14 protein-coding genes are annotated in these 20523 nt (G+C 52.1%); 9 read left to right on the top strand and 5 right to left on the bottom strand.

Annotated features, from left to right (window positions below; genetic code table 11):
- Positions 1-128: 128 nt before the first annotated feature.
- From MKY82_RS24720 to MKY82_RS24700, 5 genes are all read right to left on the bottom strand, one after another.
- Positions 129-1418, bottom strand: a complete 1290-nt coding sequence (locus tag MKY82_RS24720) for a sugar ABC transporter substrate-binding protein (RefSeq protein WP_194543945.1) — start codon at positions 1416-1418, stop codon at positions 129-131.
- Positions 1419-1577: 159 nt separating this feature from the next.
- The gene (locus tag MKY82_RS24715; RefSeq protein WP_339294583.1) at positions 1578-3197 is read right to left on the bottom strand and encodes a response regulator transcription factor; all 1620 of its coding nucleotides are present in this window, start codon (positions 3195-3197) and stop codon (positions 1578-1580) included.
- Positions 3172-4965 (bottom strand): sensor histidine kinase, encoded by a 1794-nt coding sequence (locus MKY82_RS24710; RefSeq protein WP_339294582.1) that lies wholly within the window; start codon positions 4963-4965, stop codon positions 3172-3174. Before MKY82_RS24710 ends, MKY82_RS24715 begins: the two co-directional genes overlap by 26 nt.
- Positions 4966-5127: 162 nt before the next feature.
- Entirely contained in the window at positions 5128-5964 is an 837-nt protein-coding gene (locus MKY82_RS24705; protein WP_194543942.1) for a carbohydrate ABC transporter permease, read from the bottom strand.
- Positions 5961-6926 (bottom strand): sugar ABC transporter permease, encoded by a 966-nt coding sequence (locus tag MKY82_RS24700; RefSeq protein ID WP_339294581.1) that lies wholly within the window; start codon positions 6924-6926, stop codon positions 5961-5963. Before MKY82_RS24700 ends, MKY82_RS24705 begins: the two co-directional genes overlap by 4 nt.
- A gap of 226 nt (positions 6927-7152) precedes the next feature.
- On the opposite strand from MKY82_RS24700, the gene MKY82_RS24695 reads away from it, so the two are divergent.
- The 9 genes from MKY82_RS24695 (at position 7153) to MKY82_RS24655 (ending at position 20517) form a co-directional block, all read left to right on the top strand.
- Positions 7153-7689: a hypothetical protein gene (locus MKY82_RS24695; protein ID WP_339294580.1), complete on the top strand. Its 537-nt coding sequence runs from the start codon at positions 7153-7155 to the stop codon at positions 7687-7689.
- Between the two features lie 514 nt (positions 7690-8203).
- Entirely contained in the window at positions 8204-10450 is a 2247-nt protein-coding gene (locus tag MKY82_RS24690) for a helix-turn-helix domain-containing protein (protein WP_194543939.1), read from the top strand.
- Between the two features lie 293 nt (positions 10451-10743).
- Positions 10744-11724 carry an ABC transporter permease subunit gene (locus MKY82_RS24685; RefSeq protein ID WP_071223168.1) on the top strand — a complete coding sequence of 327 codons (981 nt, stop codon included), beginning with the start codon at positions 10744-10746 and terminating at the stop codon, positions 11722-11724.
- A gap of 10 nt (positions 11725-11734) precedes the next feature.
- Positions 11735-12631 carry a carbohydrate ABC transporter permease gene (locus MKY82_RS24680; protein WP_339294579.1) on the top strand — a complete coding sequence of 299 codons (897 nt, stop codon included), beginning with the start codon at positions 11735-11737 and terminating at the stop codon, positions 12629-12631.
- 135 nt (positions 12632-12766) lie between these two features.
- Positions 12767-14395: an ABC transporter substrate-binding protein gene (locus MKY82_RS24675; protein ID WP_339294578.1), complete on the top strand. Its 1629-nt coding sequence runs from the start codon at positions 12767-12769 to the stop codon at positions 14393-14395.
- A gap of 20 nt (positions 14396-14415) precedes the next feature.
- The gene (locus tag MKY82_RS24670; protein WP_339294577.1) at positions 14416-15843 is read left to right on the top strand and encodes an alpha-L-fucosidase; all 1428 of its coding nucleotides are present in this window, start codon (positions 14416-14418) and stop codon (positions 15841-15843) included.
- A 173-nt stretch (positions 15844-16016) separates the two neighbouring features.
- Complete coding sequence (locus tag MKY82_RS24665) at positions 16017-17681, top strand: DUF4091 domain-containing protein (RefSeq protein ID WP_339294576.1); 1665 nt, start codon at positions 16017-16019, stop codon at positions 17679-17681.
- A 373-nt stretch (positions 17682-18054) separates the two neighbouring features.
- On the top strand, positions 18055-19509 hold the full coding sequence (locus MKY82_RS24660; protein ID WP_220684315.1) for a PLP-dependent aminotransferase family protein: 1455 nt from the start codon (positions 18055-18057) through the stop codon (positions 19507-19509).
- Positions 19510-19599: 90 nt separating this feature from the next.
- Positions 19600-20517: a D-alanine--D-alanine ligase gene (locus tag MKY82_RS24655; RefSeq protein WP_194543932.1), complete on the top strand. Its 918-nt coding sequence runs from the start codon at positions 19600-19602 to the stop codon at positions 20515-20517.
- The last annotated feature ends 6 nt before the right edge of the window (positions 20518-20523 follow it).

The raw sequence follows: 20523 nt of genomic DNA, 5'->3' as shown, positions 1-20523 counted from the left end.
GATGCTGCTCAGATTTGTAAAAATAAAAACGAGAAAAAAGCACCCGATTCCTTCAGGTGCTTTTTGGCGTGCCACCGCTTCGATGACGGTTTCTATCCAAACTTATAACAGCAGCTTTTCGGCATGGATTATTCCAGGCTTTTGCTCAATTTGACAATCTGGTCCCAGCCCTCGTCGATGCTGATTTTACCGAACATGATCGACTGCGTGATGTTGTCGTATTCCTTCGTGAAGTTGGCCCAGCCGCCCTTATTCCCGGGGCCGGGGTCAAACGCGACGCCGTCCTTGGACACCTCGTTGATTAGTCCCAGGGAGCTTTTATCGACGTCCGTAAATTTGGGCTGGAGGGCATCGGCTACGGTTTTGTTGACAGGAATCCCCCGCGAAGTGCCCAAAATTTCTCCGGCTTCCTCGCTGTTGACAAACCAGTCGATGAACTTCTTTGCTTCCTCTTTATATTGGCTGTTGGGGCTGACGCTCCAGTACATGGACGCTTTCAGCCAGCCGCCCGCCTGCGTTCCCCTTGGCTGGGTCGTTAACGCCATCACGCCGGGCTTTAACGCATCCGTTCCGCCGAATTCCGCAGCATGCGCACCCCGCAGCAGAATCTTTTCCTGGATAAGCAGGTCCATTTGTGCGTCCTGTGCTTTATCCGATACGGTTACGTCAGGAGGTGTCACGAGGTTGTCCTTGCGCAGCTCCGCCCACTTGTTCATCCAATCCTTCCAGGTAGCCTCGTCATAATGGAATTTTCCGTCCTTGCTCATGGAGAATCCTTTGCCCATGCTCAGCTGATACGACATGTAGAACGCGCTGTCCGCGGTGAGATCCCGCGTGAGGTACTGGTCCTTGGCCAGCTTCGGCTTCAGGTCACGCGCCATGGCGAAAAATTCGTCCCATGTCTTCGGCGGCTGAACGCCGAGGCTGTCCATCATCGTCTTGTTGTACACCATGCCCCAGGCGTTGTTGCCGAGCGGCATCGCGTACAGTTTGCCTTGGTAGGTGCCTGTCTCGAGCAGCGCCTTATCGATATGGTCCGCCGGAATGGAGGAGAGATCCTCCAGCCGTCCGCTGGACGCCCAATCGTTGAACCAGGCGGCATCCATTTGGAAAATATCCGGCGTGTTTTTTCCGGCAGACTGGGTCGACAGCTTGTCTTGATACCCGTCGAAAGACTGATACTCCGGTTCGAACGTGATGCCCGGGTTCTTTTCAGAGTACAAATCAAGCGCTTTCAAAGTTGCGTCATGCCGTGCCTGCGAGCCCCACCACATGATTCGGAGCGTGATGGATTTGCCGTCTCCCGACTCCGCGGATCCGGCTTCTTCCTTCTTGATCCCGCTGCAAGCGGAGAGAACCAGGGACAGTGACAGCACGGCCGCAGCGCCGGCGGCGAGACGGTGCCATGAATTTCTCATTGGATGAACCTCCTTAAGTAACTGATCTTCTTCTTCCTTTAACGTACCAAGTCCAGGGTCCTTCTCGTAGGGGACAAAACAACAAATCGTTTCAGTATTTTACGATTATCGAAAAAGGGGCGAGATGCACAGGCGCCAAGAATAAAGCGGACCGGCGGTTTAGGCTTTGTGGAACTCGGTTGGACTGCGCCCGGTATGCTTTTTGAACAGGGTGGTGAAGTACGGAACATTCCGGTAACCGACCCGCTCGGCGATTTCGGCGATCAGCAGCTTTTTCTCGAGAACCATGCTCTTGGCTCTTTCCATGCGCACCCTAGTCAGATAATCGCCAAAGGTTTCACCTGTAAACTGGCGGAATAAGGTGCTGAGATAGTTTTTGGAGATATACACCTGGTCGGCCACATCCTGAAGATGGATGTTCTCGGCGTAATGCTCATGAATGTATTGAATGATATAATCGACCGTCTCCTTATGCTTGAGGTTTTCATTTGGTGTGTAACGCGAACAGATTCGTTTCACTTTTTCCGCTACCCAGGCTTTCCACTGCTGGGCATCTTCTATTTGTCCGAGCTCCTTGGTCAAGTCCGTCACAGGCAGCTCATCGTCGAGCCGGATGCCGGACTCGTACAGGGTAAAGGAGAGGATGGCGAACAGCTGCGTACCGATGGCAGTAAGCTCATCGGGCTGGAGCTGAGCCGCGCCGTCGTCCTTGCGGAAGAAGTCGTCCAGCGCCAGCAGCGCCCTGGGCTCGTCAAAGGTCCGCACGGCGTCGGTCATTTCCTGGAAAAAACGCACAGGGCGCACGTTCCGGGGGGCTGTAAGCCGGAAGCCTCCTTCGCTATATACGTAAACACAAGGATGGGCGACATCCGGTTCGTGCCGCTCGGCGAGTGCTTGAAACGCTTCTTCGGTGGAGTCGGAGATGGCAAGCCAGTCGTCCTTGCGAAGACCGGCACCGATATGCAGCTTGACCTTGAGGAATCGATGCACGGACGAAATGATTCGCCCAGCCAGCGCCAGAACTTCCGAGCGGAACGCCTCTGTCGGCCAGGAGAGGGGCTTATACAGCAGCAGTGCCATATGGTGACTGTGCAGCTCCAGGAAATAGCTGCGCAGCCCGTCCTGACCGGCCAGCTCTTCCACCGTATTGCCTACGGCGAAGCGGAATAGGTGCCAGTCCCGGACGGAGATGCCTTCCATGCGTCCCTGGCGCTTGATTTCTAAGGCCAGCATCATGAATTGGGCATTCTTCCAACCGAGCCGCTCCAGCATTCGAGAGGGATCCGTCAGCGGGGAGGAGGTCCCTCCGATGAGGATGGATTTGACCCATTCCCTCTCCAGATACGGCTCATACTCCATGAGTTGGCTTTGAAGCTCCCGCTCTCTATTTTCCAGCGCACGGCGCTCCGTTAGCTCGCGGGTGACGCGCTGCAGCACCTCGCGGATCGTGGTCGGTGAGGCCGGCTTGGGCAAATAATCGTCGACCTGAAGCTGCAGCGCCTTACGAGCGTAATCAAAATCCGAGTACCCGCTCAAAATGATGATTTTGCCGGCGTACTGCTGCTTACGGAGCTGTTCGATCATGTCGAGACCGTTCATCACCGGCATATAAATATCCGTGATGACGATGTCGGGTTGGCTTGCTTCAATCAGCCGCAGTCCTTCTTCACCATCCATGGCCTCCCCTACGAGCCGAACTCCGAGCTGCTCCCAGGGAATCAGCCGGGACATGCCGCCGAGCACTTGGCGGTCGTCATCCACGATAGCGATGGTCCACATGGTTTCCTCCCCCTTCCTGATCCTGACCCCACTGCTGATTTAGCCTCGGCCAATAGATCTCCGCTTCGGTGCCTGGCGCATCGGTACGGTTTCGAAGCGAAACGCCAAAGGGCGGACCGAAATAAACCTGGATGCGCTCCGTCACGTTGCGAATGCCATATCCGCCCGTCGGATGGCGTTTGCGCGTTTTCCAGTCTTCAAGCAGTCCGATGCCGTCGTCCCGAATCCGAATCCGGATGCCTCGGTCCTCTTCCGCGCAAGTCAGATGGATCCGGCCCTGGCGTTTGCCATGAAAACCGTGCATAACGGCATTTTCCACAAAGGGCTGCAGGGTCAGTTTCGGAATCATCAGCTGCCGCAAATCTTCCGGGCAATCGAAGTGCCATTCCAATCCTTCACCCCACTTGAACTGTTGGATTTTCAGATAGCAATCAACGTGCAGAAGCTCTTCCTGAATCGAAATCATGGATTCGCCGCCCGACAGCCCGATGCGGAACATCTGCCCCATCAGCTCGAGTAGGTGGCTGATCTTCTCCTGGCCGGCTTCAAGCGCCATCCAGTTCAGCTGGTCCAGGGTATTGTAGAGAAAATGGGGGTTAATCATCGCTTGAAGCGCCTTGATCTCCGCTTCGCGCTGCGCTTTATAGTGCTGCTCCAGCGACTCATACAGCGTTTCGATCCGCTCTGTGAGCTTGCGGTAGCCGCTGAACAGGCTGCCGAATTCGTTGCGGTATTCCGTCGGCAGCGTCTGCCCGCGTTTCCCGGGATTGAACGCCTGCATCAGCTGAACCAGCTTCCGAATCGGCCGTGTGAAATTTCGGGAAAGGAACAACGTGAAGAACAGGGACAGCAGTATGGCGGCGGCTCCAACCACGGCCATCGTCCACGCGAGGCGGACACTCCCGCTGGTGATTACCTTCCAGGGCGTAAGCTCCACCAGCATCCAGCTGCCCGGGGACGTTCGTGACCACACGGTGAGCATGTCCTTCTCCGGGAGCGAGCCGGCGGCGGCCAGCAGCTGATGCGCATGGCCGGTGTCCCCGCTGACCCGCTCCAGGATGGCGTTGATTTCCCCGGGGGGCGGAGCAATCCGGGTGTGCATGATCATCCGGCCGCCGGAGTCGAGCAGCAGCCGACTGGCCGAGGAGTTGTCTTCCGTCAGAATTTCCTGCAAAAATTTAACCCGAACATTGATGATTAAAATTCCCCGGTTTACGCCATCCAGCGTGGTGATTTTACGGACGAAGCTGATCACCTGCTGCTTTCCCTGCGGCGAACCGACCTCGCGCTGGCCGATCCAGAGAAAATCGGATTTGTCGACGGCCGGATACCAGCTCTCCCCGCCGGCCGAGGCGAGCGGGAGGTATTGAATGTTGGCGTTGGGATCGACCTGAAGCGGATCTTTCATATAAATCTGAAAGGAAAACATGGAGCGCGAGCTGTTCAGCATCGGCGCCAAATAATCCCGGTTCAGCTCGTCCCTGGCTTTCTTGCGTGCATAATAATCTCCTTTCATCGTTACATAGTTGACCAGAGGCGAGTTGATGGACACGGCTAGCGAGGTTTGCTCTACAGCGCTCATCTGGTCGGTAAGCTGCTTGTTGAGCTGCTGCAGCACCGCCTGCTGGTACATGGAGGCGCTGTCCGCCTGCTCATCGGCCGTAAACCGATAGCTGACAATCATCATAATCGTGATGAGAACCGCGATAAAACCGGCAAAGCTGAAGAAAAAAACGTAATCGATACGGAACGTACGAAACGGATTCATGCGTTTTCCCCTCCCCTTAAGAAGCCATGAGGACTCTGCATTCGCGCTGCTGCCTCAATGTCCTTGTTGGCGGAAGCCGGATGCTTGAAATCGTCCGGCTTGGCCGCTGCCTGAAGAAGAGCTGGAAGAACACGGCACAGTATCCGTTTACCGCTCTGAAACCTAACCTTTCAGCCCGGATGTGGCGATCCCTTCCACGAAATGCTTTTGTGCGAGAAAGAAAATGATCACCGGCGGCAGCACGGAGAGCAGAGATACGGCAAGCAGCTGCCCCCACGGAACGGCCGACTGGGAGTCGATGAACATTCTTAGCGCGAGCGGGACAGTATACTTGTCCACGGTATTCAGATAAATCAGCGGCCCAAAATATTCGTCCCAGCCCCAAATAAACGAGAAAATCGTAACCGTGATGAGCGCCGGCAGCGTCAGCGGCATGATGATGCGCAGATAAATGCCGAACCAGGTGCAGCCGTCGATTTTTGCTGACTCATCGAGCTCCCGCGGAATGCCACGGATGAATTGGACAATCAGGAATATAAAGAAGGCTCCGCCCATGGCTGACGGGACGATCAGCGGCAGATAGGTATTGATCCAGTCGAAGGAATGGAACATCGTATACTGCGGGATGAGGGTGACCTGTCCCGGAAGCATCAGGGTCATCAGCAGGATGGAGAACCATAACCCCTTCAGCGGGAAGGTCAGCCTAGCGAAGCCAAAAGCCACCAGGCTGGCTGAAATGACATGAATGATCGTGGTCGCCACATTGAGCTTAAGGCTGTTCATAAAGAAGCGTGTAAATGTATACTTGGGCAGTGCCATCCAGCCTTCCGTATAATTTTGCCACAACCATACTTTGGGGAACAGAGTGGGTAGACTGATTTCCGGTGTTGATTTGAAGGAGGCGCCGATCCACCACAGGACGGGATAAAACATCACAAAACAGAATGCAATCATCAGCACATGGACCAGCCAGTTTTGTTTATTATGAGCACCTGTCATTTGCGACCCTCCGTTTCGGTTTCGTAGAAGACCCAGTATTTGGACGCGATAAAATTAAGCGCCGTGACGATGCCGATGATAACGAGCAAGATCCAGGCCAGGGCCGAGGCATAGCCCATCTGAAGGGATCCAAAGGCTTTATTGTACAGGAACAGGGCAAACATTTCGGTTGAATTAACCGGTCCTCCATTCGTGACAACAAAAGCCGATGTGAACATCTGGAATGCGTTGATGATGCCCATGATCAGATTAAACAGGATGACCGGGGACAACATGGGCAGGGTAATCCGGATGAACTTGCGGAGCGGCGAGGCCCCGTCCACGGAGGCGGCCTCATATAATTCACTAGGGATTTGTTTGAGACCGGCAAGGAAAATAATCATCGATGAACCGAACTGCCAGGCCGTCAGCAGCACGAGGGTGCCGAGGGCGGTGGAGGGGGTGCCGATCCAGTTTTTGGGGTCGATCCCGACCAAAATCACGAGCTGATTAATGAAGCCGTTCAGACCGAAAATATTGCGCCACAGCACGGCTACCGCCAAGCTCCCACCGATCAGAGAGGGCAGGTAAATGATCGTCCGGTAGAAGGATATGCCCCGGATGTTCCGGTTCAGCAGCAGGGCTACAGCCAACGCCACCAGCAGTTTCAGCGGCACGGAAGCGATCACGTACAGAAATGTCACCTTCAGCGAATTGAAGAAGAGCCGGTCGTGAGCGATATCCTGGTAGTTCTTGAGTCCGATCCAGCGGGCCGGCTCCAGCAGCGAATACTCGGTGAAGGATAAATAGAAGGACTGGATGATGGGCCACAGCTGCAAAATGAGAAAGCCCAGCAGCCAGGGCGCGATGAACAGGTAGCCGGCTAACGGAGCGTTCCAGCGCCTTTTGAACGTCTTGACAACCGCTTTCATATTCTTGTCCAGCCTGGCCTTGCCCGCCGGCTGTACCGTTTGTGCATTCATGATTAATCACCTCTCGCCTATTGATAGCTCTCATTGTATCCTGATGAAAATCAGGCCTGTAGGCGAAAGATGTACAAATTCTTTCATTATTGAATGATTACGGAGTAAGTTCAGGAGAAAGCATACCCGATTACAAGGTTGCCTAAGGTCAATCCATCTTGGCATCCTATTAAAGCAAACGGGCAGTTTAGTGGAATATATTATCCATTTATGGGTGGTGAATTCCATGCTAAACTATTTTTTTGAATGTTTTACGATAGCAGGACAATTAAATGTTTCAGAAAGGAAGTCCCCTTTGCCCAAGCACATGAAGATCTACGCACTAATGCTTATTATTTTCATATTAATAAACGCTGCGATGTACAGACATTTGGAAAACCAATCATCTGTAAAATACAATGACCTCTATTCACTGTATCAGCAGAAGAATGACTCGGCATTTGTCTATTCAGTAAAGCACGCTTCTGAAACGAATCCGTTTGCCGATACTTTGATGGCGATCAGTGAGTCGAAGGAAAATGAAGATCCTGCTAAGATTCGGCAATTGATCGATAGGGCGAAGATCCAAGCGGAAGAAATCGATGAGTTACTGTTAACAATCATTGAATTTAGCGATACCTTCAGAAACAATGCTGTTCCACAGCTTTCAGTTAATAATGCGGCAATGACAACGGATATGCAGCAGGATATGTTTTATCTTGCAACTCAGGCAAGGACATGGCCACCGTTATACCATATAAGCTATTTGTATTGGGAAGTCTAATCCTAAAACAATAGACGCCAAGACTAGAGAAACCTTGCGCTCATTGGCGACTGAGCTCCGTGCGTTAAACGAAACGATTACGTCGATTAAGGGTGACGCACATCACATGTTTTTCCAAGATCAAATAGAGTCACACAAAGCGGAGATACTACGGCAGTTGAAACCACACCTTAAAAGAATGAAAAAGATCCAGGATGATTTTACAGGACATAATTCTCTCCAAGAGGACTAAGGAAAAAACCTTGGCGATGTATGCCAGGGTTTTGTATTAGTTTCTACAATTGTTTGGAGATAATCTTGTTTTTTAGCAGATTGGTTAATATTTCTGTCTACATGCATAAAACCAAATAACATATGGTTAATGACCCCGTCCATGCTATGGAAGTCGTGATGCTTTAGACTTGTTTTTCTTCCGCGCTTTAAAAAAGTGTTGGTAAACTCCGCTCATTCTTCTATGATGAAATTACTTCAAATCGACGATGAGATAAGGAATTATTCGCTCGGGGGGATGCCTATGGGAAGAAAAGCGTGGTTTTACCGTCAGCTTTTATCGTATATGCCGGTCTTCTTTATCGTGATTTCCTTTGTGTTTTTTGTCTTTTTCCAAATGCTCGGGGAACAGTCCCGGCAAGGTGCGATTCAGGCCAATGAGACGATGATTCATCAGGCGATGCGTTCGGTGGACAACTCGCTGAAGGCCATCGATCAGATGCTCGTGCAGGAATTGTTGTTCAACCCCGATATGTCGGGATTTTTCAATCATGAGGATCAGGACAACGTCTATTTGAACATGCAGGCGGTGAAGGCCATGAAGCAGTTCAAGGTGTCCAATCCGCTTGTGGATTCCATGGTGCTCGTGCGGACCCAGGATGAGTTCGTGTTGAGTACTTCGTCCTCGTTCAACTTGCCGGATTATGCGGATTATGACTTTCTCAAGCCTTATTTGGGCCAGGTCAATAGTGAAGCAGAGTGGAGTTCTATGCGGAATTTCCGGGAGTTCAGCTTCAACAGCATGCAGCATGTGGTAACCCTGGTTCGAGATGCACCCTTCGTTACCCATGGGAAAGGCGTTATTGCCGTTAATATCAAGGTGGACGCCATACATAACATGATTCAGGGCATGGTAAATCCCGATGTTAGTTTTATTCATATGAAGGATACGCAGGGGCAGTCCATGCTCTCCGGTACCTCCATGGCAGAGAGTGGTGAGCTTGTCTCTAAGACGATTTCGCCTTATACCGGATGGGTATATGAGGGAGGTCTTACTCAAGGCAGAGTGGTCGGTATCGTCAGCCAGCTGTACAATATCTGGTTTATCGTTGGCTTGCTCATGTGCCTTGCCGGGGTGGTCTGGATCGTATTGGTTACGCGCCGAAACTATAAGCCGATTGAAGCCATCGTGTCCCGGATTCATAATTATTCGCAGTCTAAAACGAGCGCGCTGATCCATAACAGTAAACAGGATGAGTTCGCATTTATCGAATCGGCACTCGAAAGTATGCTGGAACAGGCGAGCAGTTTTCAACAGCAGCATCGAGAGGATTTGCTGCTACGCAGAGCGTATCTGTTCCAGCAGCTGATGGAGGGACAGTACCCGTCCCATATGGAGCAGTGGAACGAGCAGCGGGATGTCATGGGACTGCCGGACTTGTCCGAATCACAGATCGTCAATGTCATCGAAATCGATAAATATCCATTGTTCTGCGAGCAGTACCCGCAGCAGGACCAGTATTTGATCAAATTTGCCCTCAAAAGCGTCGTTCAAGAAATTGCAGCCGGGCAGGAAACGAGTGTTTGGACAGAATGGATATCCGCTTCGAAGCTGGGCGTGATGGCGATGGCGGACGACCAGGACGCAGTACAGCATGTAGTCACGCTGCTTGAGCAGACCCGCCAGTGGGTGGAGCAGCATCTGAAGCTGACCATAACCGTTGGTATCGGGGAGAAAACGGAGCGATATACGGATATCCCGGACTCCTATGAGCAGGCACGCACCGCATTGAAATACAAAATGATCCTCGGCGAGAACCGAATCATTCATTACACCCAAGTATCCGGGGAGGAGCGGGGCCATGCCTTTGATTTCTTGAACCTGATCCGTTCGATGGCTCAATCCTTCCGGCTCGGCAACAGGGATTGGCAGGAGAAATACAATGCTCTCATCCATAACATTGGTCAAAACATGCTGGACCGGGACGGCGTGGTGAACCTGGTGGATTACATGGTGTACTCGCTCGGACGTGAAATGTCGTGCATGGCAAAAGAATTTCAGGATTTGTGGCTGACAGAGGGGCAGCCTGCGTTACGGAACGCGCTCCAATCATCCGATACACTGGAGCAGCTGGAACAGGAGTTCGGGGAGGCTTTATCCGCTCTGTACGACAGTATGCTCGCTCTCATGGAGGGCCGGAATCATGCGGACACGATTCAGAAGGTGCGCTTGTTTATGGAGCAGAACTCGAGCAATCCGGATCTGTCTCTCAATTATTTAAGCGAACGCTTCAATATGAACTGGAAGACGCTGAGCAAGCTGTTCCGGGAGGAGACCGGTCAGAAGTTCGTGGATTATTTAATTGAGCTGCGGATGAACCATGCACGGAAGCTGCTCGAGGAGACCTTGCTGCCTGTACAAGATATCGCGACCGAAGTTGGGTATTCCAATGCCATCTCGTTTGGCCGGATGTTTAAAAAGCTGATGGGGATGTCACCGGGGGATTACCGTGAGCAGGCTGCTTATAAGCAGCAGAATTACGGGAACTAACGATCCTTCTGACTGCTTCATGCATAACTGAATCTAGTAGAGAATCTTCTGACTAGGTCATGCATATATAACCAAGCAAAAGAGTCCTGCGGATGAACCGTCCCGCGGGCTTTTTGCTGTAAACGGAGATAGGTTTAGCGACGGAAAAAGGTTTATTCGCCCTTACGGCCTGTCGGCCCTGAAGTTCCCTCTGCTCGCGGAAATACGTTGATTCGGAGAATCTTGTTTATTGATCGGATGGCGTTGTCGGCCCTAGACTTGGGATCAACACAAAGCGAAGGAGGGTGACCCAAGTGGCTCGTATGAGCAGCGCAATCCCAGTACCTGCAGATGCACAGGCGCCAACGAATTTACCACCAAACAAGCCCATGAACCGAACGAGGAAGAAGCTGATGAAGCATTGGCAATTCTATCTGCTCGTGTTCTTCCCGTTAGTCTACATCATCCTCTTCAAATACGTTCCGATGTTCGGCGTCTTGATTGCATTCAAGGAATACAACGTCGTACAGGGGATATTCGGCAGTCCCTGGGTAGGGTTCGATTATTTCAAGCAATTGTTCGACGCTCCGTTCTTCTGGCAGTATGTCCGCAACACGCTCGAGATTTCCCTGTACGGCCTGCTGGTCGGATTCCCGGCCCCCATTCTGTTAGCGCTGGCACTGAATGAAATCCGAAACGGCCGCTTCAAGAAAACCGTCCAGATGGTGACATACGCACCGTACTTCATATCAACGGTGGTCATCGTCTCGATTCTGATCGTGAACCTCTCGCCCAACACGGGGCTGATGAGCAATCTATTCCGGGCACTGGGGCTTGAGACCGTTGATTTCCTTGGCGTGCCGGAACTGTTTAAGTCAATCTATGTCTGGTCTGATGTGTGGCAGTTCACCGGTTACGGTGCCATCATCTATATTGCGGCCTTGGCGGGAGTCAACCCGGATCTGTACGAGGCGGCAAGAGTGGACGGGGCAACCCGGCTTCAAAAAATCATCAATATCGATATTCCCAGCTTGTTTCCGGTCATCGTTATTTTGCTTATATTGAACCTGGGCAATCTGATGAGTCTAGGCTTTGAGAAAATTTATCTTATGCAAAACCCGCTCAATCAGAACACGTCCGAAGTCATCTCTACCTATGTGTACAAGGTCGGCCTGCTCGGAGCCAACTTCAGCTTCTCCGCCGCCATCGGCCTGTTCAATTCCATTATCAATTTCATTCTGTTGGTCATTGTCAATTACGTATCCCGAAAAGTTTCATCAACAAGTCTATGGTAGGAGGTAGCGCATGAGCAGATCAACCGTACGGGAGTCCGCTGCAGACCGGATTTTCCTTGGTATCGTGTATTTGTTTCTGTCTGTCGTACTGATCGTCATCCTGTTTCCGCTGCTGCATATTGTAAGCGCATCCTTTAGCTCTCCGGGCGCAGTGTCCTCCGGCAAAGTGTGGCTGTGGCCGGTGGATGTGACCCTGATCGGCTACAAAGCGGTATTCCAAAATTCCAACATTCTGATCGGGTTTGGCAATTCGCTGTTCTATGCCGTTGTCGGCACGATCGTAAATGTCGCATTCACCGTGATGCTTGCCTATCCGCTCGCCCGCAAAACGTTTTACGTTCGCAACATCATCATGATGGTGCTGGTGTTTACGATGTTTTTTGACGGCGGGCTCATTCCGAACTATCTTCTCGTGAAGTCGCTCGGCATGCTCGATACGCGCTGGGCCATGATTATACCGGGGGCGCTAGCCGTGTTTCAGGTCATCATCGCCAGAACCTTTTTTCAGACGACGATTCCGGATGAATTGGCCGAAGCGGCCGAGATGGACGGGAGCAGCGACATTACCTTTTTCCTGAAAATCGTTCTTCCGCTATCCAAGCCGATTCTGGCTGTGCTCGCGCTCATGTATGCCGTTGGCCATTGGAATTCCTATTTTAATGCCTTGATTTATTTGAAGGACAGCAGCCTGTTTCCGCTTCAGATCTTCCTGAGGGATATTCTGATCCTGAATTCCGTCAGCGCCGAGATGGTGACAAACGTCAACGAGCTGCTGGTCCGTGAAGGGCTGAAGGATTTGCTGAAGTATTCGCTGATCGTGGTGGCAAGCGCCCCGGTATTGATCATTTACCCGTTTGTGCAGAAGTATTTTGTCAAAGGCGTAATGATCGGATCCTTAAAAGGGTGATTCCTATTCCGTGAAGGAGGTGATGCCGGCACTATAGAATAGGTAATTCCGATGTTCGGACATATAGGGGGTATATGCAAACACGGTTTCACTTACGAAGTAAGGGCAGGTATTCCATATTAGGGAGGAATTCATTTGAAAAGGTTCACTGGATTAGGTTTATGTCTGGTTCTCGTGGTAGTGCTGGCTCTATCCGCTTGCGGCAAGACGAGTGAAACAGGAACTGAAGGACCGGCAAGCCCTCCGGGGTCAGGGGGACCTGTTGAACTGACGGTATTTGCTCCTCAGTCCGCCGGTATCGAGAGTCTTGATGTCAATCCATTCTCCAAGCATATCGAAGAGAAGCTGGGGCTTACATTTAAGTGGAATACGACACCTGACGCGGTATTTAACGATAAGAAACTGCTGATGCTGGCAAGCGGTGACTATCCGGCGCTCATTATGAATGCCGGCATATCCAAGGCCGATCAGATCAAGTACGGTATGCAGGGGGCCTTTATTCCCTTGAATGATTTAATCGACCAGCATGCACCTAACATTAAAAAAGCGCTGGAGGAAGTCTCCTATTTAAAATCGGCGATGACCGCGCCGGACGGCAATATATACGCGCTTCCGAAGGTGAACGAGTGCCTGCACTGCACGTATGGCCAGCGGATGTGGATCAATACGACCTGGCTTGAGAAGTTAGGTCTAGAGATGCCAACCACGACCGATGAATTCTATCAAGTGCTGAAAGCCTTTAAAGAGCAGGACCCGAACGGGAACGGCAAGGCCGACGAAATTCCGATGACCACTTCTCTTGATGTGTGGGGAGGAGGAGTTGATGCCTTTTTGATGAATGCTTTTATATATAACAATGGCACGACCTATCTAAGCGTGAAGGATGGCAAGGTGATTCTGTCCGCGGCTGAGTCCGAATGGAAGGAAGGCTTGAAATATCTCAGCAAGCTGTACAGTGAAGGACTGATTGACAAAGGAGCGTTTACGCAAAACGGCGATGCCGTCAAGCAGCTCGGGAACAAAGCGGACAATGTGGTCGGCGCCGTTGGTTATGCGCTGATCAGCAGCGTGCTGGAGCCGACCGACGCGAAGCCCCGCCATAAGGAATACGATGTTGTTCCGCCGCTGAAAGGACCGAACGGCGTGCAGCTTGCAGGTTATAGCGTCGGAGCAGGGGACGGATCGTTTGTCATCACGAACAAAGCGACGGAGGAGCAGCGGATCGCGGCCATTAAGCTGGCGGATTACCTGTTCTCCGAAGAAGGCACCGTGATGACCTCCTGGGGCTTTGAAGGAGAAGGATGGCGGAAGGCGGAGTCCGGCGCCCTTGATTACAACGGCGAGCCGGCTGCATATGAAGCGCTGAAGCGGGATGTGCCAGAGGGATCGCTTGACGTAACCTGGTGGCAGCTCGGTACGATGCTGATGGTCAATTCCCTCCGTGAATCCTTTGTCGCTCCGGAAGATCCGCTCGGCAACGGAGCCTACGAATATCGCTTGTGGCTGGCTGCGAAGAAATACGAGCCATTTGCCAAACCGGAGCTTGTGTACCCGACGGACGTGTTCATCGATCCGAAAGACGCAACCTTCATCGCGCAGATTCAGAAGACGATTCAGGATTACGTGAAATCGAATCTGGCCCAATTCGTAACCGGCAGCAAGGACATCGAGAAGGACTGGGATGCCTATGTCAGCGGATTTAAAGGATTGCAGCTGGATAAGTATCTGGAGATCCATCAGAAAGCATTAGACAACCAAGGATAGAGGTATAGGAGGTTTATCGCTTGCACAAATTTATTGAATACGCGGCCAATATTAAGCCCTCGGAACGTCAATTAGCCGTCCAGGAGATGGAGTTCTATGCCTTCTTTCATTTTACCATCAATACGTTCACGGATATGGAATGGGGCTCGGGAAAAGAAGATCCTGCCCTGTTCAATCCGGAGCAGCTGGATGCGGATCAGTGGGTAAGCGCTTGTGTCAGTGCCGGCATGCGCGGCTTGATCCTGACTTGCAAGCATCACGACGGCTTCTGTTTATGGCCGAGTCAGTATACGGAGCATTCCGTGAAGAGCAGCCCGTGGCGAAACGGACGCGGGGATGTGGTGAAGGAGGTTGCCGATGCCTGCAGGAGAGGGGGAATCAAGTTCGGCATCTACTTGTCCCCCTGGGACCGGCATGAACCGTCATATGGGGATTCGCCGCGGTACAATCAATTTTTTCTGAATCAGCTAAGAGAGCTCCTGACCGGCTACGGGGAGATATTCAGCGTCTGGTTTGACGGCGCCTGCGGCGAAGGTCCGAATGGCAAGCGTCAGGAATACGATTGGGAGTCGTATTACGCCCTGATTCGGGAACTGCAGCCAAATGCCGCCATCTCGGTATGCGGACCGGACATTCGCTGGTGCGGGAATGAAGCGGGGCATTGCAGGGAGTCGGAGTGGAGCGTCGTTCCGGCGTCGCTGCGTCAGAATGAAGCGATCCAGGAAAAGTCGCAGCAAACCGATGACCGGGAGTTTGCGCGGCGCTATGAATCGAGCGAAGAGGATCTCGGCAGCCGGAGCGTCATTCAGGGCGAGAAGGAGCTGGTATGGTATCCGGCCGAAGTCAATACCTCGATCCGTCCCGGCTGGTTCTACCATGCGTCCGAAGACGATAAAGTCCGATCGCTGGAAGAATTGCTGCATATCTATTACGGCTCGGTTGGCGGCAATGCCACCTTTCTGCTCAATATTCCGCCCGATACCCGCGGACTTGTTCATGAGAACGATCTGCAGCGTCTGCAGGAACTGGGTGACGCCATTCGAAATACATTTGAAACCAATCTGGCTGCTGATGCGGATGTTACGGCATCCGAGACGAAGGCAGGGCTGGAGACTCGATTTGTTGTCGATGGCAGCAAGGATACGTATTGGAGCCCTGAGGAGGGCACGGAATACGCCGTGATTGAGCTGGACCTCGGGCGGGCGATCGATTTTGATCATATCGTATTGGCTGAATACCGGTATGGGCAGCGGATCGAGCGCTTCGAGCTTGAATATATGGAAAACGGGAACTGGCACACGATTCAATCCGGGACGGTAATCGGACGCAAACGCATCTGCCGCTTTCCCGCTGTACGGGCTCAATATATCCGGCTTACCATTTTGGAATCGAGATGGTGTCCGCGTCTGTCCGGCTTTGAAGTATATCGGAGTTCGACGGATTGGTGAAAGAATTCTAACATTCGGCAGAATTTCGGTATGGTGCCATAATAAGGCGGCCATCGCAAAAAGGCGGTGGCTCCTTTTTTTCGAAAACGCAAAATTTACCTTCCGTTCCATCCAGATTAGTGTAAGATGTACGTGAAAGTATCCCATTTCATTGTAGAGAGGATGTAACCTGCATGAGCCATTCCGTATCATTTGAGACCCGGCTGTTAAGCTCTTTGTCCAAAGTATTTGCCGATGAAGAACTGTCCCAAACCTCGTATGACAGAGGGTCTTCGTTTGGCAATGAGACGTACTCGTTTCAAGTTGCATACCGTTCCAATCGTTTGTTAAAAAACATCCGGGTTCATCTGCAATCATCATTGAGTGAACGGATTACCATCCGTTCTGTAGGCCTGGTTCCATCGGAGCTGCCTACGTATCATGATCATGACGAGTTTATCTTAAGAGCTGCCCCCGGGCTGTATCCGGACCCGTTGCTGCCTCTGGCATCAGAGCCTGTAGTAACCGGATGCCCGAACCAGTGGAGAAGTCTGTGGTTTACGGTACAGCCTGAGGGTGAGATCAAGGGCGGTACATATGAAATCCGGATCCGTTTTGAAGCGGAATCGGGCGAGTCGCTTGGAGAAGAGGTGTTCACGCTCGAAGTGATTCCGGCATCCTTGCCTGACCAGACGCTGATTCATACGGAATGGTTCCATGCCGATTGCTTGGCCAATTACTACGAGGTGGAGATATTTAGTGAACAGCACTGGGCGTTGATCGGTCAGTTTATGCAGACCGCCGCTCAGAATGGCATCAATATGATCCTGACCCCATTGTTTACGCCTCCGCTGGATACGGAAGTGGGGGGAGAACGGCCAACGGTGCAGCTGGTTGATGTCGCCGTAACCCCGGATGGAGCGTATGCATTTGGGTTTGGTAAGCTGGACCGGTGGGCAGACCTGTGTGATTCTAATGGGATTCAGTACCTGGAATTCTCGCATCTTTTCACCCAGTGGGGAGCCGGGCATGCGCCGAAGATTATCGTTAATGTGAACGGAAAGCCCGAGAAGCTGTTCGGATGGGAGACGGATGCGACAGGAGAACAGTATCATGCCTTCATCAGACAATTCATACCGGCCTTGACCGGCTGGATTGAAGGCCGGGGACTTAAGCAGCGCTGCTATTTCCATGTTTCCGATGAGCCGTCCGTGTCCCATCTGGAGGCTTACGGTCATGCAAGCCGGTTGATGAACGAGCTGCTGCCGGATTACCCGATCATTGACGCGCTCTCCGATATTTCGTTTTATGAGAAAGGCCTTGTGAAGCGCCCGATTCCTGCAAGCAACCACATCGAGCCCTTTCTGGATCAGCAGGTAACGCCGCTGTGGACCTATTATTGCTGTTCCCAGTACAAGGATGTGTCCAACCGATTCTTCAATCTGCCCTCGGCAAGAAACCGGATCATCGGGATCCAGTTGTATAAGTTTAACATCGAGGGATTTCTCCACTGGGGATATAACTTTTGGAATTCGCAATACTCGAAACGCGCCATTGACCCGTTCAAGGTGACGGATGCGGATTGCGGTTTTCCTTCCGGGGATGCTTTCGTGGTATACCCAGGCGAGGAAGGACCGATCGAATCCATTCGGCTGAAGGTATTTCAGGAAGCGCTTCAGGATTTGAGAGCGCTTCAGCTGCTGGAGACGCAGATCGGCAGGGAGGCTGTGCTCCAGGCGCTGGAGGAAGGGCTTGACGAGCCGATCACCTTTAAGGCGTATCCGAGGGAGCAGGAGTGGCTGCTGTCGAAGCGGCAGTGGATCAACGAGAAGATCAAGGAAAGTTTGGTTGTGAAGTAACCGCACCTGCGCTTACGACATATAAAGCCTATTCATCATGGTCAATCAGACCGCATAAATTCTATGCAAAAACGGCCCCATCTTCCTTTGAGAAGGTGGGGCCGTTTGATTTGCATCACGATTTGCTTTTCTCGCCAGATGAATACCAAGCATGTTCTTTCTTGCTTGTGCATGACCTCGTATGGTTCCATGATAAAGAGAAAGTGCATGTATTCAGGTATATCGGCGCAAAGGGCAGTCCGATCCTAGAGATGACATAGCCTGGGTTCTGCCAAGATTATCGGCAAACCACGCCCGAGGCGAAAGAGGCCTGCTGTGGTTCTAGTGGTGCCGCCGAAATTATGCCATCATTAGAGCAAGGGGGAAATGAACGATGTATTTGGATTTCAAGTTGGCGAATGACCGCCCGGCGTATATTCAAGTCAAGGATTACATGAAGCGCTTGATGACAACCGGGGCGCTGCAAGCCGATCAGAAGCTCCCCTCCACGCGTGAGCTAAGCGCGCTGTTTCGAGTGGGCCGTAATACGGTGCTGAGCGCATACTCGGATTTGGAGGACGAAGGCTATATCTATGCGGTTAAAGGGCAAGGGCACTTTGTTGTCCCTTCGATCAGCGGAGCACCCATGCAGCCCGAAGGCAAACGGCTGGATTGGGGGCCTCGCCTGAACGAATACGCCAGGCTTGCGGAAGCCAATGATTTGATGAAACACGGCATCCGCGCTGAGAAGGACTCTATATCTTTTACCAGCATCGCCCCCGATGAGAAGCTGTTCGATCTGCCAAATGTCAAGCGCGCATTTCTGGACCGAATGTCGCTTGAAGGTGATGTACTTCTTAACTACGGTTACGCCAAGGGTTATAAACCCCTTATCGATTACCTCCTCCGTTATATGGAGAACAAGGGCGTGAATATTCAAGGTAAGGATATGCTGATCACCAGTGGTTTTACGGAAGGCTTAAGTCTGGTGCTATCCGCCCTGAACAAAGGGCATGGCCGCATTCTGTGCGAGAATCCCACCCATCATACAGCCATTAAAAATTTTAAAATGCACGGGTATGCCATTACCGGCGTCGAGATGGAGCCAGACGGCATCAGCCTGACAGGGCTCGCACGCGAGCTGTCGGAGCGGACGTACGACATGGCCTACCTTGTGCCTTCCTATCATAATCCTACAGGAATCGTCATGTCTCACCAGAAGAGGCTGGAAGCGCTCCGACTGCTGAATGAGTTCGAAATTCCCGTTATTGAAGATGGTTTCAACGAAGAGCTGCGCTATTCGGGCTCACACATCGCGCCTCTCGTTGCATGTGCAGGCGGCGAGAACAACAGCGTGATCTATTTAGGCAGTTTCTCCAAGATTCTGTTTCCCGGCCTGCGAGTCGGATGGGTGCTGGCCGACAAGACCCTGATTCATTATCTGGAAAGCGTGAAGCGCGCCCGCAGCATTCATACGTCGACCCTGGATCAGTCCCTGCTCTTTCAATATTTGTACAACGGCAACTTCGAGAAATATTTAAAGAGAGCGAAGGCCGAGTACAAGCGAAAATATGAGCTTGCGATCCGCTGCTGCGAGGAATGGCTCCCGATGGAGCGGTTGTCCGGTGACGGCGGGCTTCACCTGTTCGTTGAATTCGGTCCCGACATCCGGACCCGGGAGCTGCTGGAAGCCTGCTCAGCCCAGGGCGTGGTATTCACGCCGGGCGACATTTTCTTTACCGATGGCGGCGGCCAGCACACCATGCGTCTCGGATTCTCCCGCGTCTCCGATGAGAACATCGAGAAGGGGATCCGCATCATCGGCGAGGCGGCAAGGAAGCTGGTGTAAACGGGCTGCAACAGAGATCGGAAGAATCATCCGCATGCGGAGTGATGCATAGGCAATCAGCTTGAAGAAATTTTTTAGGAGGTCTACATCATGAAAGTTGGCGTCATCATGGGAGGCGTATCATCCGAGCGGGAAGTTTCGCTCATGACCGGCAAAGAGATGATCGCGCATCTGGATAAAAACCGCTACGAGGTTTATCCGATCGAAATTCACGATAAACGCGAGCTGATCAGCAAAACCGAAGGCATCGATATGGCTTTACTTGCCCTGCACGGGCAATACGGGGAAGACGGGACGGTGCAGGGCACACTCGACTCCCTGGGCATTCCGTATACTGGCAGCGGCGTTCTTTCCAGCAGCGTCTGCATGGATAAAGATTTGAGCAAGAAGCTGCTGCGGTACGAGGGATTGACTACAGCCGATTGGATCATGGTCAGCAGTATGGAGGAGTTGGCCGCCGCTGACGTGAAGGTACTCGGTTATCCTGTCGTAGTGAAGCCGAACGCAGGCGGGTCCAGTGTTGGTACTCGGATCGTGCGTGATGCGGCTGCCCTTGCCTCCGCCGTAGAAGAGGCATTGCGATGGGACCGCTCCGTGATGATCGAGCAAATGATCGAGGGTGAAGAGATCACTTGCCCGGTTTTGAACGGTGAGATGCTCCCGATTGTGTCCATCAAGCCGAACTCCGAATTTTTCGATTATACATCCAAATACGAAGAAGGCGAAGCGGATGAGCAAGTGATTGAGCTTCCCGCCAAACTTCAGGAGCGGGTGCGTACGGCTGCGCTTCAATGCTATAAGGCGCTGAAGTGCAGTGTGTATGCCCGGATCGATATCATCCTGAAGGAAGAGATTCCGTATATTTTGGAGGTCAACACGCTCCCGGGTTTAACGAAGAACAGTTTACTTCCAAGAAGCGCGGAAGCGGCGGGCTATTCGTTCAGCGGACTTTTGGATGCCATCATTGAAACTTCATTATCGGAACGAAAAAGCGAAGGCAAGGAGTAGAAGCAT

This window comes from Paenibacillus sp. FSL W7-1279, from assembly GCF_037969845.1.
GTDB lineage: Bacteria > Bacillota > Bacilli > Paenibacillales > Paenibacillaceae > Paenibacillus_AQ.
The sequence above is the reverse complement of the archived record's forward strand: the minus strand, read 5'-3'. Positions and strand labels throughout refer to the sequence as shown.

Coding starts and splice junctions, on each gene's coding strand:
- MKY82_RS24720 (WP_194543945.1), bottom strand. CDS start 1,418: ATGAGAAATTCATGGCACCGTCTCGCCGCCGGCGCTGCGGCCGTGCTG.
- MKY82_RS24715 (WP_339294583.1), bottom strand. CDS start 3,197: ATGTGGACCATCGCTATCGTGGATGACGACCGCCAAGTGCTCGGCGGC.
- MKY82_RS24710 (WP_339294582.1), bottom strand. CDS start 4,965: ATGAATCCGTTTCGTACGTTCCGTATCGATTACGTTTTTTTCTTCAGC.
- MKY82_RS24705 (WP_194543942.1), bottom strand. CDS start 5,964: ATGACAGGTGCTCATAATAAACAAAACTGGCTGGTCCATGTGCTGATG.
- MKY82_RS24700 (WP_339294581.1), bottom strand. CDS start 6,926: ATGAATGCACAAACGGTACAGCCGGCGGGCAAGGCCAGGCTGGACAAG.
- MKY82_RS24695 (WP_339294580.1), top strand. CDS start 7,153: ATGCTAAACTATTTTTTTGAATGTTTTACGATAGCAGGACAATTAAAT.
- MKY82_RS24690 (WP_194543939.1), top strand. CDS start 8,204: ATGGGAAGAAAAGCGTGGTTTTACCGTCAGCTTTTATCGTATATGCCG.
- MKY82_RS24680 (WP_339294579.1), top strand. CDS start 11,735: ATGAGCAGATCAACCGTACGGGAGTCCGCTGCAGACCGGATTTTCCTT.
- MKY82_RS24665 (WP_339294576.1), top strand. CDS start 16,017: ATGAGCCATTCCGTATCATTTGAGACCCGGCTGTTAAGCTCTTTGTCC.
- MKY82_RS24660 (WP_220684315.1), top strand. CDS start 18,055: ATGTATTTGGATTTCAAGTTGGCGAATGACCGCCCGGCGTATATTCAA.
- MKY82_RS24655 (WP_194543932.1), top strand. CDS start 19,600: ATGAAAGTTGGCGTCATCATGGGAGGCGTATCATCCGAGCGGGAAGTT.